This window comes from Paenibacillus pini JCM 16418 (genome assembly GCF_000576305.1).
GTDB lineage: Bacteria > Bacillota > Bacilli > Paenibacillales > Paenibacillaceae > Paenibacillus_AQ > Paenibacillus_AQ pini.
The window spans coordinates 89,629-106,441 of the sequence record NZ_BAVZ01000006.1; the positions used below are offsets into that span (position 1 = coordinate 89,629).

15 protein-coding genes and 2 pseudogenes are annotated in these 16,813 nt (G+C 41.2%); 15 read left to right on the forward strand and 2 right to left on the reverse strand.

Features of this window, described 5'->3' with window-relative positions; genetic code table 11:
* Positions 1 to 196 precede the first annotated feature (196 nt).
* From JCM16418_RS23705 to JCM16418_RS10795, 7 genes and pseudogenes are all read left to right on the forward strand, one after another.
* Complete coding sequence (locus JCM16418_RS23705) at positions 197 to 1,468, forward strand: ABC transporter substrate-binding protein (protein WP_052020201.1); 1,272 nt, start codon at positions 197 to 199, stop codon at positions 1,466 to 1,468.
* 4 nt (positions 1,469 to 1,472) lie between these two features.
* Positions 1,473 to 2,501: a FecCD family ABC transporter permease gene (locus JCM16418_RS10775; RefSeq protein WP_081765399.1), complete on the forward strand. Its 1,029-nt coding sequence runs from the start codon at positions 1,473 to 1,475 to the stop codon at positions 2,499 to 2,501.
* Positions 2,498 to 3,307 carry an ABC transporter ATP-binding protein gene (locus JCM16418_RS10780; RefSeq protein ID WP_052020202.1) on the forward strand — a complete coding sequence of 270 codons (810 nt, stop codon included), beginning with the start codon at positions 2,498 to 2,500 and terminating at the stop codon, positions 3,305 to 3,307. The genes JCM16418_RS10775 and JCM16418_RS10780 overlap by 4 nt, the downstream gene beginning before the upstream one ends.
* A gap of 83 nt (positions 3,308 to 3,390) precedes the next feature.
* Positions 3,391 to 3,780 (forward strand): annotated as a pseudogene (locus tag JCM16418_RS25810) (ankyrin repeat domain-containing protein); the annotation flags it as partial.
* 21 nt (positions 3,781 to 3,801) lie between these two features.
* A complete protein-coding gene (locus JCM16418_RS25815; RefSeq protein ID WP_242403805.1) occupies positions 3,802 to 4,242 on the forward strand; it encodes an antibiotic biosynthesis monooxygenase in 441 nt (146 codons plus the stop codon).
* Positions 4,243 to 4,488: 246 nt separating this feature from the next.
* Positions 4,489 to 5,901, forward strand: a complete 1,413-nt coding sequence (locus JCM16418_RS10790) for a YfcC family protein (protein WP_036648627.1) — start codon at positions 4,489 to 4,491, stop codon at positions 5,899 to 5,901.
* A gap of 18 nt (positions 5,902 to 5,919) precedes the next feature.
* A pseudogene (locus JCM16418_RS10795) lies at positions 5,920 to 7,061 on the forward strand (M20 metallopeptidase family protein).
* A gap of 64 nt (positions 7,062 to 7,125) precedes the next feature.
* Here JCM16418_RS10795 and JCM16418_RS10800 read toward each other — a convergent pair.
* Entirely contained in the window at positions 7,126 to 8,007 is an 882-nt protein-coding gene (locus JCM16418_RS10800) for a LysR family transcriptional regulator (protein ID WP_036648629.1), read from the reverse strand.
* A 291-nt stretch (positions 8,008 to 8,298) separates the two neighbouring features.
* On the opposite strand from JCM16418_RS10800, the gene JCM16418_RS10805 reads away from it, so the two are divergent.
* The 5 genes from JCM16418_RS10805 to JCM16418_RS25820 all read left to right on the forward strand — a co-directional run bounded on the left by JCM16418_RS10805 (position 8,299) and on the right by JCM16418_RS25820 (position 13,111).
* Positions 8,299 to 9,582: a GntP family permease gene (locus tag JCM16418_RS10805; protein ID WP_036648631.1), complete on the forward strand. Its 1,284-nt coding sequence runs from the start codon at positions 8,299 to 8,301 to the stop codon at positions 9,580 to 9,582.
* Positions 9,583 to 9,636: 54 nt separating this feature from the next.
* Positions 9,637 to 10,413: a 3-hydroxybutyrate dehydrogenase gene (locus JCM16418_RS10810; protein ID WP_036648633.1), complete on the forward strand. Its 777-nt coding sequence runs from the start codon at positions 9,637 to 9,639 to the stop codon at positions 10,411 to 10,413.
* A gap of 268 nt (positions 10,414 to 10,681) precedes the next feature.
* Complete coding sequence (locus JCM16418_RS10815; protein ID WP_036648635.1) at positions 10,682 to 11,416, forward strand: glucose 1-dehydrogenase; 735 nt, start codon at positions 10,682 to 10,684, stop codon at positions 11,414 to 11,416.
* A 193-nt stretch (positions 11,417 to 11,609) separates the two neighbouring features.
* Positions 11,610 to 12,662: a lytic polysaccharide monooxygenase gene (locus tag JCM16418_RS10820; protein WP_242403786.1), complete on the forward strand. Its 1,053-nt coding sequence runs from the start codon at positions 11,610 to 11,612 to the stop codon at positions 12,660 to 12,662.
* Positions 12,566 to 13,111, forward strand: coding sequence for a carbohydrate-binding protein (locus JCM16418_RS25820; RefSeq protein WP_242403787.1), 546 nt, complete (start codon positions 12,566 to 12,568; stop codon positions 13,109 to 13,111). The genes JCM16418_RS10820 and JCM16418_RS25820 overlap by 97 nt, the downstream gene beginning before the upstream one ends.
* Positions 13,112 to 13,272: 161 nt before the next feature.
* Here the strand turns inward: JCM16418_RS25820 and JCM16418_RS10830 are convergent, their stop codons facing one another.
* The gene (locus JCM16418_RS10830) at positions 13,273 to 13,854 is read right to left on the reverse strand and encodes a TetR/AcrR family transcriptional regulator (RefSeq protein WP_036648638.1); all 582 of its coding nucleotides are present in this window, start codon (positions 13,852 to 13,854) and stop codon (positions 13,273 to 13,275) included.
* 401 nt (positions 13,855 to 14,255) lie between these two features.
* Between JCM16418_RS10830 and JCM16418_RS10835 the strand changes: the two genes are divergently transcribed.
* The 3 genes from JCM16418_RS10835 to JCM16418_RS25830 all read left to right on the forward strand — a co-directional run bounded on the left by JCM16418_RS10835 (position 14,256) and on the right by JCM16418_RS25830 (position 16,502).
* Positions 14,256 to 15,425, forward strand: coding sequence for an MFS transporter (locus tag JCM16418_RS10835; RefSeq protein WP_052020219.1), 1,170 nt, complete (start codon positions 14,256 to 14,258; stop codon positions 15,423 to 15,425).
* Between the two features lie 214 nt (positions 15,426 to 15,639).
* The gene (locus JCM16418_RS25825) at positions 15,640 to 16,035 is read left to right on the forward strand and encodes an MBL fold metallo-hydrolase (protein WP_242403788.1); all 396 of its coding nucleotides are present in this window, start codon (positions 15,640 to 15,642) and stop codon (positions 16,033 to 16,035) included.
* Between the two features lie 68 nt (positions 16,036 to 16,103).
* A complete protein-coding gene (locus tag JCM16418_RS25830; protein ID WP_242403789.1) occupies positions 16,104 to 16,502 on the forward strand; it encodes an MBL fold metallo-hydrolase in 399 nt (132 codons plus the stop codon).
* Positions 16,503 to 16,813 lie beyond the last annotated feature (311 nt).

Below are 16,813 nucleotides of genomic sequence, written 5' to 3' on the forward strand. Positions count from 1 at the left end.
GAGGGCAGTTTTTTATCGTTAGGACAAGATTATAATTAACCGAAAAAATTGGACTTCTGCAACTAGAAATTGAAATAAATATTCTAGGATTAATGGAAATATATTTCATAAAAGTTATTGACAACGATTATCATTATCAATAATATAAAGGAGTTAATTGAGATTGATTATCATTATTAATTAAGGGGATGGGAAAATGTTTTGCAAAGTATTAACTGGTTTATTGGCCGCATCGGTGTTGCTGGCCCCCGTAACAACAATAGGAAAAGGTAGTCTGGCAAGTGCCGCAAGTGCGGCGATTAAAGTTACCTTGGATGGGAAAACCATTTCACTAGATACTGCTCCCCGATTCGTGAATGGGAGAACCCTAGTCCCTTACAGAAGCATTGTAACCGCTCTAGGAGGGAAAGCTTCTTGGGATTCTAAGACCAAAACGGTCTCAGCAACTCAAGGCAATCATAATGTGAAGTTGACTGTAGATTCCAGTTCCGCATACATAAACGGCGTTCGTACAACGCTTGATTCAGCTCCAGTCTCGGTAAATGGTACGACTTTCGTTCCATTGCGTCTTGTCTCGGAAGCCTTTGGCAAATGGGTAAATTATCAGAAGAGCACAAACACAGTTGCGCTAAGTAGTAAGCTAACGGTAAATACGAGCACGGGTTCTTTTACATTGAATAAGAAACCCAGTCGTATTGTTACATTGGCCTCTTCAGATACTGAAATAATCTATGCACTGGGTGGTTCCGTTGTTGGTCGGCCTACTTCTCTTGGTGCTGTATATCCAGCTGAAGCAGCTTCTGCTCTTGAGGTTGGCAGCACACACGGTATCCTATTCGAGAAGCTTGCCACATTGAAGCCGGATCTTGTTATCGCAAGTCCATCGTTGAAAGCTCAAAAGGCAACGATTGAGAAGCTAGGCGCTCAAGTGATGTTCAATTCACATAATACGTACAATGAGATTCAGGCTTCGGTAAGATTATATGGTCGCATTCTTAGTCAGGAAACTAAAGCGGAGCAGCTTATCAAGGGGATGAACAACAAGGTGGCTTCACTCACCAAACCGAAGGTAAAGCCGAAGACGCTAATCGTTTATGGCTCTGCGAGTAGCTTTGTCGTTGCACTTCCGACAAGCTACCCTGGTAACTTTCTGGAGCTAGCTGGTGGTTCCAACGTTGCTACCAATTTCCCCAAAATGGATACCATGCCGCAATATGCAGAGCTTAGCTTAGAGCGCATTGTTGCCTCCAATCCGGACATTATTCTATTTATTGCACATGGTGATGCTGCAGAAGTTAAAGCAAGCTTTAAGAAGCAGTTTGAGACGAATGCGGCTTGGAAGAGTCTGAGCGCTGTAAAGAATGATCAATTTGAAGTACTGCCTTCAGATCTATTCATTGCCAACCCTGGTCTAAGAGCACCACAAGCCATTGAAACGATTAACAAGCTGCTTCGTCAGGTGAAGTAGTACGATGGCTATCGTCTTAACGAGGTCGACAGGTCAAGAGGTCCGAAATCCCAAATTAGTACGTAATAGCTTAATCCTAATTGTCAGTGTAGCGCTCTTGCTGCTGGCTGGGCTTGTTGGTTTAATGTCTGGTTCTATATCTATTCCGGCACGTGAAGTATGGACAGCAATATTCCATACTTCCGATTCGGAAGCTCGCCAGATTGTATGGAATTTAAGACTTCCGCGCATATTGACGGGGCTACTGGCTGGTATTTGTCTAGCTGTTGCAGGAGCATTCTTACAGGGGGTATTTCGTAATCCACTTGCCGATCCAGGTATTATCGGTGTTTCATCAGGCGGCGGGCTGGCCGCCGTTATCGTAATGATTCTGTTTCCAGAGCAAATCGCTTACTTGCCGATTACTGCATTTATAGGTGCATTAGCAGCGGCAGTCATTGTCTATGCGCTCTCTTGGAAAGGGGGGGCATCTCCCTTAAGGCTCATTCTGGCAGGAGTTGCAGTGAATTCCTTACTCGGGGCGGCTATGACGGCACTGATGATTCTAAACAGTGAAAAGGTTCAGGCAGTGCTACCGTGGATGTCGGGAAGCTTAAACGGACGCAGTTGGCCACATTTTGAGACATTGTTACCGTATACGGTAATTGGTATGATTGCTTCTATTTTTTTACTGAAGCAGGCCAACTTGCTTGTATTAGGAGATGATGCGGCGAAGCTCCTTGGCAGTAAAGTGGAATCGGGCAGACTTCTTATCATTTTATTGTCTACTTTTCTGGCCGGTGCTGCAATTAGTATTGTTGGAATGGTTGGTTTCGTCGGTTTGGTTGTTCCACATATCATGCGTTTGTTAGTTGGCAATGATTATCGCATTCTTTTGCCGATATCTGCAATTGGCGGTGCGACGCTTGTGATAGCGGCAGATACGGCGGCACGTAGCTGGTTTGACCCGATTGAATTTCCCGTAGGTATATTACTCGCACTTCTGGGCGCACCTTTCTTTCTCTATTTACTTCGAAGGGGGCTTAAAGGATGAATCAAGCGCTAACGGCATCTGAACTGAAATACGGCTACCGTCCATCGGAATCTATCGTAGAGGGGTTCAACCTGAATGTCTCTTCAGGTGAATGGCTAGGTATCGTTGGACCCAATGGATCTGGAAAATCCACTGTCTTACGCATGCTGGCAAGACTGGTTACCCCGCAGCGGGGAACGGTATCCATGAGTGGCCAGAATATGGCCAACATGAATAGCAAAGCGATCGCAAGGCAGATGACCATGCTAACTCAGTCACAAGAGGCTTCCTTGGATATTACTGTCCGTGATCTTGTACGCAGAGGGCGAAATCCCCATCTCAAATGGTATGAGGAATGTAGAGGCAAACATGAGGAAGTAGTCGATTGGGCCCTGCAAGTAACAAGTATGAGAGCACTGCAGCATCGTTCTCTTCTCGAATTATCGGGAGGGGAGCGTCAGCGTGCATGGCTTGCCATGTGCATGGCACAAACTCCGTGTACCCTCCTACTTGATGAACCGACTACGTATTTAGATATTGCACATCAATTGGAACTCATGGAACTTATTCGTCTCTTAAATCGTGAACAAGGCATTACGGTTATTATGGTTTTGCATGATCTTAATCAGGCGGCAAGATATTGCGATCGGATTGTAGCTATGAAGCAAGGTTCTGTTGTACGGGAGGGGAAGCCCTCGGAGGTATTTCAGGTCGATTTCTTTCGCGATGTATTCGGGATCGAGGCGAAGGTACATAACGATGAGGGTGTACCCGTTTTTCTACCCTGTGGGGTAGTTAGACCTCTAGTTCATGAAGGTATTACTTAGTTTAATAAACATAATGTTTGATTCTTTTAATGGACTAATATCTCATTTGTCTGTTCACAAATTATCTGAAAAGGAACGTGTTTATGGCAAAAGTAGCCCTTGATAACGAGTTGGTAAGAGCATTTGTAGGCGCAGCACATGCAGATCTTAGTAAAGTGCAAGCATTACTGGAGCAAGAGCCGGGCTTATTGCATGCGTCGATGAATTGGGGAGGAGACGATTGGGAGACGGCTCTTGGAGCGGCATCCCACGTTGGACGACGTGATATTGCAGAATGGCTATTGGCCAATGGAGCTCGAATAGATTTATTCGCGGCGACAATGCTGGGGAATCTTGAATTTGTACAGACGACGCTAACTAAATATCCACATATGATCAATGCAGCTGGTCCGCACGGCATTCCTCTGATGCAGCATGCACTTATGGGGGGCGAACAGGCTAAGGAGGTCTTGAATTATTTGAGATCATTAACTGGCACAGAGGAGAGTGGCAATATGATACTAGTAGAGAATCGAATTGAAGTGAAAGCTGGGTTTGGTGAAGCTGTTCTGGAAAGGTTCCGTTCCCCTAAGAGCGTACATACCTTCCCTGGATTTGTGCGAATGGATGTCCTGCATGCAACGAATGCAGAAGGAAATGAAGAAATTCGTGTTTGCACAACATGGGAGCAAGAATCAGATTTTCAAGCATGGGCGCATAGTGATTCGTTCCGCCATGCTCATGCGAAGCGTGCTGAGGCAGCGGCTTCCGCAGAACATGTAGATGTGCATCAATCTCCAACTTCCTCCGCTCACGGCCATAGCCATGGGTCGAAGGAGGCAATTGCAAGCTCTGGTCATGGTAGTCATCCATCAAATGAAGCTGCAGCAGCGAATGGACCTATCATTGGCAACAAGGTGACGATTTATCAAGTCGTGGCTTCACATCACAAATAAGGTTCACACCGTTATTCTGCTCAGAACTAATATGAGTCTAATATAAAGAGGTCACTCCCTTGGAGTGGCTTTTTTTGAATTACACATAAGTGTAAACATAGCAGTGTGACGTATTTTTGGAAGAAAAATGCTTGCTTACGCTATTGTATAAATATAAATATAAATGTATTATTAAATGTCGTTAATGATACAGGCTTAGTTGTTTTGAAAAAACGAATATTATAACATGGTATAAGGAGCTTAAGGATGAGCAGCTTAGATGAGAGTCAACTAGAACTTAAAGAGAAAGAGGCAAAAAGCTTTAATGTGTATGTATTAATATTTTGTCTAATCGTTATATCAGCTATTTTGACGTATATTATTCCGTCAGGGCAGTTTGATCGAGTAGAAGTAGACGGAAGAAGTGTGATTCAAGCTAATTCGTTTCATTATATTGAGGCTAATCCCGTTGGATTATTAGATATTTTCAGTAGTGTTCATTCAGGTATGGTAAATGGGGCCAAAACCATTTTCTTCGTATTAATTATCGGAGGAACGTTTGGCATATTTACGGCTACGGGTGCTCTGGATGCTTTTATCGCTATGATTTCACGCAAGATGGCAAACCGTGAGAAATTGTTAATACCCGTGTTAATGTTATTTTTTGCCCTTGCGGGTGCATTAATGGGGATGTCCGATGAGATACTTGTATATATTGCAATTCTTGTTCCACTAACCGTTGCCTTAGGATTTGACGCTATGACAGGCTTTGCCATGGTTACTATAGGGGCATCAGTCGGCTTTACAGCAGCAGTTATGAACCCTTTCACGGTGGGCATTGCTCAAGGAATTGCTGAATTACCCACATTCTCAGGAATGGGCTTTCGAATTATTATTTTTATTGTACTGTATTTAGCTGCCGCTACTTATGTATATCGGTATGCTTCAAAGGTCAAGAAGAATCCATCCATAGGTGTATACGGTAAATTCAAACAAGGCGAAGTGAAGGCAGTAGCGAATTCAGATGAAAAGATGATGACCAAGCATAAGTTGGTTCTTATGGCTTTCCTTCTGAGCTATATTATTTTAATTTTTGGGGTTATGAAATACGGATGGTATATTACAGAGATTGCTGGTTTGTTTTTTATGTTTGGCATAATTATGGGCATTTTAGGGAAAATGTCGCCCTCCACTATCGCCGACAGCTTTATTGCGGGAGCCAAAGATTTGCTTGGTGGCGCCATGATTATCGGTTTTGCGCAAGCCATTCTAGTTATTTTCAATACAGCCGGCTTAATGGATACCATTCTGTACCATGCATCTAATCTTTTAAGTAGTGTACCTGGTACGCTTACAGCTGTGGGTATGTTTATTCTGCAATTAGTCATGAATTTTTTTGTACCGTCTGGAAGCGGGCAAGCTGCACTTACAATGCCATTAATGGCTCCTCTTTCAGATATGATTGGTGTGACCAGACAAACATCCGTTCTTGCTTATCAGTTTGGGGATGGGATTTCAAATAGCATTTTCCCAACAGGTAATATTATTGCTGCACTTGCAGTCGGGGGTATTTCCTACGGGAAGTGGTTCAAATGGTATCTGCCATTCTTCATTATACAGTTTATTATTGCGATTATTGCATTGATTATTGCTCAATTAATTCATTACGGACCGTTTTAAGGAAAAGGTGATTTGTGTATGTTGAATAAAAATTTAGTTGTACAGGCCGTTCAAGATCGTAGGTTTCTTCATGAACACCCAGAACTTTCAGGTGAAGAATATGAAACATGTGCATTTATTCGAAAACGACTTGAAGCACTGAATATTGAAATCCTTGATTTTCAGCCTCCTAGTATTGTTGGGTTTGTTAAGGGCACGAAGGGCAACAAAACAATTGCTTTGCGAGCGGATATCGATGCCCTGCCCATTACCGAAGAAGGAGACAAGCCATATATTTCGAAAAACCCTGGTGTGGCACATATGTGTGGTCATGATGGACATACTGCTATTTTATTGGCCGTATCGGAATGGATCTCTCAGCATGCAGCGGAAATCGAGCCTAATATCCTATTAATATTCCAATCTGCTGAAGAGATTTCCCCTAGTGGGGCGGATCAGCTCATCAAGCAGGGTGTATTAGAAGATGTTGATGCTATTTTTGGTATTCACTTATGGCATGGAATGGACAAGGGGAAAATTGGATTAAGACCGGGTTCAATGATGCGTCGGTGGATGACTTTGAAATTACGATACAGGGATATGGTGGGCATGGATCTATGCCGCATGAAACCGTTGATCCTATATATGTATCATCTTATGTTATACAATCCTTACAAAGCATTGTAAGCCGCATGTTGAATCCGATGGAAGCAAGCGTGATTTCTGTTGGAAAGATTGAATCGGGAACAACCTATAACATTATTCCTGATTCTGCAAAAATAATTGGTACCATACGAACGCTATCGCCTGGGGCTGTCTCGATTATTCAGCATCAAATCGTTCAATTAACAGATGGCATATGTAGCGGATTTGGTGCGAAGAGTACCGTGGAGTTTATCGTTGGAACGCCGCCACTCGTGAATGATCCAAGGGAAACGGAGTTTGTCGAATCAATTATTCGAACAACATTTGGAGATGAAGTCTTTGAGCTAGCCGATCCGATCATGGGATCAGAAGATTTTTCGTATTATTTACAAGAAAAACCGGGTGCATTTATATATGTGGGTATGCGTGGAGAGAAAAGTAAATATCCTCATCATCATCCTAAATTTGATATTGATGAAGATGTTTTTCCAGAAGCAATCCAGCTATTTATTGAATTGATAAAGCATTACAAATAGAAGATGAGATGTAGAGGGTGTTTGAAGGTCCATTGGACTTTCAGACACTCTTTTTTGTATCCCTTCAGGTGAATTCAGTGAATAACATGTTCAAGAATTCTTTTAAAGCGAAGGACTGGTAGGCGTCTTTTTTGGTTATAACCCCAAGCTTCCAGTACAGGGTTGGATTTTCGAGCGGTATCATTTTAATATTTTTGTTATTTTGTCGATCAAAAATGGATTTAGGAAGTAATGTGATACCCAATCTTGAGGATACAAGTTCAATAATCAAATCCCACTGCGAACTCTGATAAGAAATAGAAGGGGTAAATCCTTGTCCCTCGCAAGCTTGAATAATGTAATCATGTAAGGTGAAATCATTTGTAAATAAAATAAACTTTTCGTCCTTTAAATCTTGCAAAGTAACGGTGGTTTTCTGGGCTAGGTTGTGATCCTTGTGAATAAACAATACGAATTCATCTTGAATAAACGGAACAACGTTAAACTTTGTTTCATCAGCTGGTAATACGACGATTCCCACATCGATCTGGGCATCCTCAATGAGTCGTCCGATGAGTTTAGCACCAAGCTCAACCAACTCAAGAGAAATATCTGGATATTTTTTATAAAACTGTTGAGCAATTTTAGGGAAGAATAACGTACCAATCAGTGGCGGAATTCCTATTTTGATTTCGCCAACGACAATGTTTCTTAAATCATCTAATAGTACATTCAACTCTGACAATGCTGCAAAAGCCTTCTGACTTTGTTGGTACACAATATGGCCGGCGTCTGTTAGGTATAAGTGTCTGGTTGAGCGATCGAATAGCTCTACACCCAGTTCATGTTCAAGTTTTTTGACGGATTTACTTAAAGAAGGCTGGGTTAAGAAGGAGTGCTCTGCCGCATGTGTAAAACTTTTGTGATTAGCTACTTCAATAAACGATTTTAAATCTCTTAGCTCCATAACGATCTCCTATTTATTCTTAATAAGCATAATATGTATTACTTTTATTCATTTTACAAATAAATAACTCAGATGTACACTAGCAGGGATTGTTAATCAGTTCATTCTGGATAGTCCGTACGTACGGTTAAGAACATTCATGATACCAGCAGCGACGATATGAGAAACATGCCCCTGCTTAACTTCATTCTTACGATACAAGAAGAAGGGATGTTGAACATGATTAGGCCATAACCAAAAACATCATAGGACTGGGATTATTGAGAAGAGAATGAAAAGAGGTTATTTCTTTTGTTAAGTATTGTTGTTGGCTTGATATTATTAATGGTTTTAGCTTATTTTGGATGGTCCATTATATGGGTGGCACCATTAGCAGCTGGCGTAGTTGCGATTATGAGCGGACTAGATGTGTTTAACACGTATACGGGAACCTATATGGATGGTTTAGTTGGTTTCGTACAGAAGTGGTTCCCTATTTTCTTACTGGGAGCTGTTTTCGGTAAATTAATGGAAGAAACAGGAGCCGCTAGATCCGTTGCCAAAAAAGTAACCCAGTTAATAGGTAAGAAGAGAGCTATACTGGGCGTATTAATCGCCTCCGCATTACTGACTTATGGTGGAGTGAGCTTATTCGTAGTCGTGTTCGCCATTTATCCAATTGCTCTTCAGTTATTCCGCGAAGCGAATATTACGAGGAAATTACTTGTCCCAACTTTTGCGCTGGGAGCATTTACGTTTACAATGACATCCATGCCAGGAACACCACAGATTCAAAACTTAATACCCATGGATTATTTTCATACTTCCCCTACATCAGGGTATATTATCGGGATTGTAACGACATTGATAATGGCAGTTGGAGGATACTTCTGGTTAGCTTACAGAGCGAAGAAGTTTTCGGCTAGAGGTGACGTATATACGGAACCTAAGAAAGAATTAATGGATGTTAAACAAGAAGAAAGAACTCCAAACTGGGTACTCTCCTTGATTCCACTTGTTGTGGTGGTTATTTTCCTGAACATTGTAAAATTAGAAGCCATCTATGCTCTATTACTCGGTATATTAAGCATTATGATCCTTAATTATAAGGATTATAAGAAATTTATTTTCTCCATTAATGAGGGCGGTAAAGGCTCTGTCATGGCAATCCTTAATACAAGTGCTGCGGTTGGTTTCGGAGCGGTTATAGCCGTGGTCCCTGCATTCGATCATATTACAACTTGGTTACTAAATGTTTCAAGTAATCCATTAGTTGCAGAGGCTCTCTCTGTACAAATTATGTCGGTCATTACCGGATCAGCTTCAGGTGGTATGGGTATCGCACTTACGACTCTCGGAGAAACCTTTTACAACGCTGCACTAACAACAGGAATAAGCCCTGATGCATTGCATCGAATTGCTGCTGTTGCTTCAGGCGCATCGATATTCCCTAATAACGGTGCCTTGTTAACGTTAATAGCAGTCACAGGGCTAACACATAAAGAAACATATAAAGATGTATTTGTAGTCGCTTTTCTAATACCAACGATAGCTTTAATAGTAGGCGTTCTGATGGGTATGCTTGGTTTAGTGTAAACCTTACACGGATACGTATTATACATTTTATGAATATATAGGAGGAAATTCACTATGGTAGAGAATAAAGTCGTTATTATTACAGGTTCAGCTCGCGGAATTGGTTTTGAAATCGGTAAATATTTTGCTAAAAATGGTGCTAAAGTGGTTCTTTCCGATATTAATGAAGATACGGTAAAAGAATCAGCAGAATCACTTAAAAAATCGGGCTATGAATCCATAGGAATTAAAGCCGATGTAACGAAAGAAGAAGAACTTCAAAATTTAGTGAAGGTCACTAAAGATACCTACGGCAGAGTTGATATCTTAATCAACAATGCAGGATTACAATATGTATCTCCAATCGAAGAATTCCCAACTGAAAAGTTTGAGTTAATGCACAGAATTATGTTGATAGCTCCTTTCATGCTGACGAAAGCCGTTTTTCCAATTATGAAAGAGCAAGGTTTTGGACGTATTATTAATATTTCTTCTATTAATGGTTTGGTTGGATTCTCAGGTAAAGCAGCATATAACAGTGCAAAACATGGTGTAATTGGATTGACTAAAGTAGCAGCTCTTGAAGGTGCTGAGCATGGTATTACAGTCAATGCATTATGCCCAGGTTATGTGGATACGCCACTTGTACGGGGACAAATGGAAGACTTGGCCAAAACCCGTAATGTACCCGTTGAGGATGTATTAGCAGAAGTTCTTCTTCCTTTAGTTCCTCAGAAGAAGCTGTTAGATGTTAGCGAAATTGCAGATTATGCACTGTTCCTGGCTAGTGATAAAGCGAAGAGTGTTACCGGACAAGCTGTCGTTATTGATGGGGGCTACACAGCTCAATAATTAATGAAAATGATTTGAATTTAGGGCTACACAATATCATTTCATTTTCCTGCATGAATACCTACGTGGATAGGGAATAATGTGTCTAAAGATGAAATTCAAAAGCTTGCTCATATCACTTTGGGGCTAAGTAGCTAAACTTTCTTTATTTTATGGAAAAGTTAAACAATCAGGGAAGCACTAGGATTTGAATATTATCTTAATTGTAGTATACTTTAATTGAAATAAAGTACTTAAATTAAAGTATTTAAATAAAGGAGACCTTCAAATGGATCGTTTAACAGGCAAAGTAGTCATCATTACAGGTGGAGCACGTGGCATGGGAGAATCTCATGTACGTAAATTTGTAAGTGAAGGTGCAAAAGTTGTATTTACGGATTTAAATGAAGAGGGCGGACAAGCTTTAGCAGCAGAACTAGGCGAAAATGTAAAATTCGTTAAACAAGATGTAACAAAAGCAGCTGACTGGGAAACCGTTGTAGCTGAAACAGAAAATACATTTGGTTCGATCGACGTGCTTGTAAATAATGCAGGTATCAGCATGAGCAAATCTCTTTTTGATATGACTGAAGCTGACTACCGCAAAATCGTAGAAATCAATCAGGTTTCTGTATTCCTTGGCATTAAAGCAGTTGCTCCTTCAATGAAAAAAGCTGGAAAAGGTTCAATCGTAAATATCTCATCCATGAATGGATTAGTTGGTGGAGCAATTGGTTACACCGATACGAAATTCGCTGTTCGAGGAATGACCAAGGCAGCCGCTCTTCAATTAGCACCGCTGGGTATCCGTGTAAACTCTGTGCACCCAGGCGTTATTGAAACACCAATGGTTACACAAGGTGATGCAGTTGAGACAATCAAGGAATTTTCAAAACATATTCCTCTTAGAAGATTAGCTCAATCCGAAGAAGTATCAGATCTAGTGCTCTTCCTTGCATCTGACGAATCCAGTTATTCTACAGGTTCTGAATTTGTCATCGATGGCGGATTAACCGCAATGTAATTGAAATTATATCTGTTACGAAAGAGACATCCAATTAGGATGTCTCTTTTTATTTTGCCAATTCACAAAATAGAAGGATGGGTACTTCTAGCCTATACTCAAATCTCCGATTTAGGGATATTATTGGTATGTTCTTCAATTTTTTTGTCTATCAAGATTAGTTCACTAAAAAGAATGAGTAAGGGGAGAAATAATGATATCACAACGGTTTAATCTTCAATTATCTTCTAAGTTAAAAGTATTCTTGGTTGGTTTTTCAGCAATTATACTAGGTTTATTAGGTTTAACAGTATTCTCAGAGAGCGCATCCGCTCACGGTTATATCGAGTCACCAGCAAGCCGGGCTTATATGTGTAAGCAAGGTGAGAATACGAATTGTGGTGCTGTTCAGTATGAACCGCAAAGCATTGAAGCGACGGGTAACTTCCCGACTACAGGTCCTGTAGATGGACAAATCACGGGCGGGGGTATTTTTAAAGAGCTTTATGAACAGAAGTCCGATCGTTGGAAAAAAGTAACGCTACAAACCGGACTCAATACATTCACCTGGAAACTAACGGCTGCTCATGCAACAGAAAACTGGAAATATTATATTACTAAAGCAAATTGGAACCCAAATAAACCGATTGGTCGTAATGATATTGAGCTACTCTGCTCATTTGATGATAAGGGAGCGAAACCCAATCCTTCGACTTCGCATCAATGTAATATTCCAGCCGACCGTACAGGATATCAACTGATCCTCGGCGTATGGGACATTGCAGATACTCCAAATGCTTTCTATCAGGTTATCGATGCAAACATTGTGAGCAGTGGTACAGCGCAAGGTCCGACAGTGCCTGCAAATGTTAGCTCGACGAACAAAACTGCTACAAGCGTAACGCTAACTTGGACAGCTTCTACAGCGCCAACAGGAATTAAAAATTATGAAGTATATCGTAATGGTAGTCTCGTTGGAACTTCTCCAACAAATTCATATGTAGATCAAGGATTAACTGCCAACACAGCTTATGTGTATACGGTGAGATCTGTTGACGGAGCAGGTGGGAAATCACAGGCTTCTCCAGCTGTAACAATTACTACATCCGTTACTGGCAATGGCAATGGCAATGGTAATACGAACCAGAATGGGTCTCCACGAAAGCGTATGTGGGTGGAGCGAAGGTACAATATAACGGTGCTTCCTACGAAGCTAAATGGTGGACACAAAATGAGCTTCCTGGTAAAGCGGATGTATGGAAATTAATTGTTAATACAGGTCAAGGAACTACAGGGCTTGCAGCGCCCACAGGTGTTCATTCGATGAAGACGACACCGACAAGCGTTTCACTCATGTGGACAGCCCCAACGGGAGCTACGCAGTATGAAATTTTTTCGAATTACACGCTGCTTGGAACGTCGACAACCACATCATTTGAAGTAACGAAGCTTTCAGCCAATACCTCGTACGTATTTACAGTAATTGCTCTAGATAGCACGGGTGTTAAATCGCAGGCCTCATCCCCTTTTACCGTGAAGACGGCAATTGAAGGGGGAGCAGGCGAAAACGCTGGAGATCATTATCCAGAGTGGGATGCCAAAAAAGCTTACGTAGGTGGAACAAAAGTACAATATAATGGTGCTTCCTATGAAGCTAAATGGTGGACACAAAATGAACTTCCTAATAAAGCAGAAGTGTGGAAACTAATTAAGTAGGACCATCAAAGTCTAATATCAGTTTGAAAAATATTTTGGAAAACAGAGTTTTCTCTAAATTGGTTCGCATGAAAAGTAAAAGACCCCTCGCGAGGGGTCTTTTGGTATTTTAAAGGAGTGTGATACCGATCGAATTGGGATCGAATTGAACTCACCCCAAATTAATCGAGCAATGAAAGTGTTACCTCTATTGTATTATCAACAAATGATCGCTCGGGACGGGCTTTCAACATTACGGTTAGTCCGATTAGTGATACGATTAGCGCTTGTGACAAAGCCTTCGCATTTACACGACTCTCGAGCTCACCTGATTGTATTCCTCGTTCAATGGTTTCTTGAAATAGGACTGAAAGGTACATTTGATGTTCTCTCGTAAGGATTTCAAATTTCTCATCATGGGGAGCAAGCTCGACCATGGTATTGATGCAAAAGCATCCTCTGCTGGGGCTTTCCATATATTCTACAGCAACCACACTTTCAAAAAAAGTGCGAAATGCTTCTTTTACAGATGGTTTACTCTGAAGTCTAGTGCGGACATCAGAAGCATGGGACATCGTGTATTTACGTAGCGCAGTTTCGAACAGTTCTTTCTTGTCACCAAAGGCAGAGTATATACTGGGTCGTTGAATTCCCATTCTGGAAGTTAAATCGCTTAATGAGGTAGCTTCATATCCCTTCTCCCAAAATAGTTGCATTGCTGCGTCTAATACCTTTTCTTCGTCAAATTCACGGTTTCGTCCCATGATATCAACCCCCTCGTACACGCTCGGCTTACCTTAACGTATAAATAATTCCGATGATATATAATCATTACATTTTATTTACCAAACAGTATATTATTATTTTACATTTGGCCACGTATACTGTCAATTAAAACGGATTTACTTTGATAATGAAAGCTCATATATTAAAAATTACACTGTATAATTTCAACATATGTATTGACAGTGATTATTTTGTGAGGTAAGTTTACTTGGCTTAATAACATACCGATCGGTAAGTTATTGAGGAAGGTATTCAAGCTTAATAGAAAAGAGATGAGTGTAAAATGAAGGACGCTAAAGAAAAAGTGGCTGTCGATGCCAGCGTAAAGGAGCATTCGTCACGAGGGAGGACTACCACATCAGATTCGATTCATGATTCCATGTCTCGCTATGTGACACTATTGTTTGCGGCTGCCTGCGGGATATCCGTTGCCAATATCTACTTCGCGCAGCCAATACTCGATAATCTGTCGGGTGAGTTCGGTATTGAGCATTCAACCCTTGGCATTCTCATTACCATCACTCAAATCTTTTATGGAGTAGGGCTGCTGCTGTTGGTACCGCTAGGAGATTTACTCAATCAGCGCCGATTGATTATAGGTCAGATGCTATTATCCGTCATAGCTCTAGTTATCGTTGGCACTGCCACCTCTAGCTCGGTACTATTTGTTGGTATGGCTTTAGTGGGACTGCTTGCCGTTGTGACGCAGACTCTTGTGGCGTTCGCGGCGACAATAGCTGCCCCTGCCGAGCGAGGACGTGTCGTTGGTAAGATAACTAGTGGGATCGTGATTGGTATCCTTCTTGCGCGAACCATTTCAGGAGTATTAACAGATCTTGCGGGTTGGCGTTCCGTATATTTGGTCTCTGCTGCACTAATGTTTCTTATGGTATGTGGATTATGTAGAGTGTTGCCAAATGTTGAACGTGAGGTACAATCATTGTCCTATCCCCAGCTACTTCGGTCGGTGTTGATATTGTTCGTACAAGAACGAATACTTCGCATTCGCGCTATTCTGGCAACACTAATTTTTGTAGCTTTCAGCATTTTGTGGACGTCACTTGTACTGCCTCTTAGTGCTCCGCCTTTATCACTATCACATACTGCAATTGGGGCGTTTGGTATCGCAGGAGTTGCCGGAGCATTAGCTGCAGCAAAGGCGGGGAAGCTAGCTGATCGAGGTTATGGACAAAGAACGACAGGCTTAGCTTTAATTATATTGTTGATATCATGGCTATTTATTAGTTATACGGAACAGTCGCTTATCACATTGGTCATTGGCATTGTTCTTCTAGATTTGGCAGTGCAAGCCGTGCATGTCACGAATCAAAGTATGATCTTCGCATTACGCAAAGAGGCACGTAGTCGACTCACCGCGGGGTACATGGTTTTTTATTCTATTGGCAGTGCTATTGGATCCATCACATCAACCTATATATATGCACATTATGGATGGGGCGGGGTATGTTTGCTTGGGGCGTCTGTTAGTGCTTTAGCTCTTCTATTTTGGGCAATGACCTTACGTGCTACGGCCATTGAGAAATTATAGCTGTGCCTTGCCTAAGAATATAGAATTTAGATACAGGAAAATGAATGAGGCTGTCCATTAGCTTTAACTTTTATCCTTCGAAATTTGTACGGGGTTACAAGAATTTAAAGGAGTTAGGTATTGGATTTTAATAACTTCAAACAAGAGGGTATAATAAAATAATGTGTCTGCTTGTAACTCGATTTTTAAAATAACAAAAGAGAAGGTATTGTAAATGCTAAAAAAACTTTCAGATAAAGTGTACTATATGCCGCAGTATTCCGAGACTGACCGTCCGACGCTAGGATTGATTTGTGGGGAGAATTTTAGCGTAATTGTAGATTCAGGAAATTCACCTGCTCATGCAAGGGACTTCCTTAATCTTGTTGAGCAAATAGATATCGCACCGGTGAAGTTCGTTGTCATTACCCACTGGCATTGGGATCATATTTTCGGTATGGATACGATGAAGCTATTATCGATTAGTCATAATCAAACGAAAGACAGAATAGAATATTTGAAAACTCTAACATGGGATGATGCCTCCTTGGATTCCCGGGTTGAGACTGGTGAAGAGATTGAATTTTGCAGTAGTATGATTAAACTTGAAATGCCCACAAGGATCATTTAAAGCTCAAAGCGCCAGATATTTCTTTTAATAGCACAATCGAACTGGATTTAGGCGGGGTACGCTGTATCGTGGAGCATGTTGGAGGAGTTCACGCACAGGATTCGTCCATTATATATATCCCTGATGAAAAGGTCATGTTTCTAGGCGATTGCATCTATCAGGACTTTTATAGCGGAGAATGGAGTTATGACCTGAATGAACTCACCGTCTTACTAGATAAAATTAAAAAGTATGATGTTGATTACTATGTGACAGGGCATCAGGATCCAAAAACACATGCAGAATTGTGGAGCTGGATGGATGAGCTTATTCAGATCGGGGAAATTGTGGGTGAAGAATCTTCTCTGGATAAGGCTGTCGCTAGATATAACGAGGTACAGAAGACATTGCCTAGTGAAGAGCAATTGGAGTATATTCAAAACTTTGTAAGTGGAAATCAGAAGAAATTGATACGGAATGAAGCTTAGGTAGTTAAAAGCCACTCCATAATAGGAGTGGCTTTTTCTTTATATATTATGAGATGAACTGGAACCATACGGGTACAGAACTATCGTAAGGATAAGTTATACGCCTCCTCATCTAGCTTAGTAATCGTTTGGATAAAGTCCACGGTGCTAAGCTTATTTTTGTGAAGATGTTGAAGTTCGGTCGCAATTCATATTCAGTTCATAAAAGCGTCTTATGATGCCCTACGTAGACAGTTTAGGGAGCAGCTTACAGGTAATCGTGCTTAGTTTTGTAAAAGCAGAACATAAAAAAATCAGTCCCGAGACGGAGC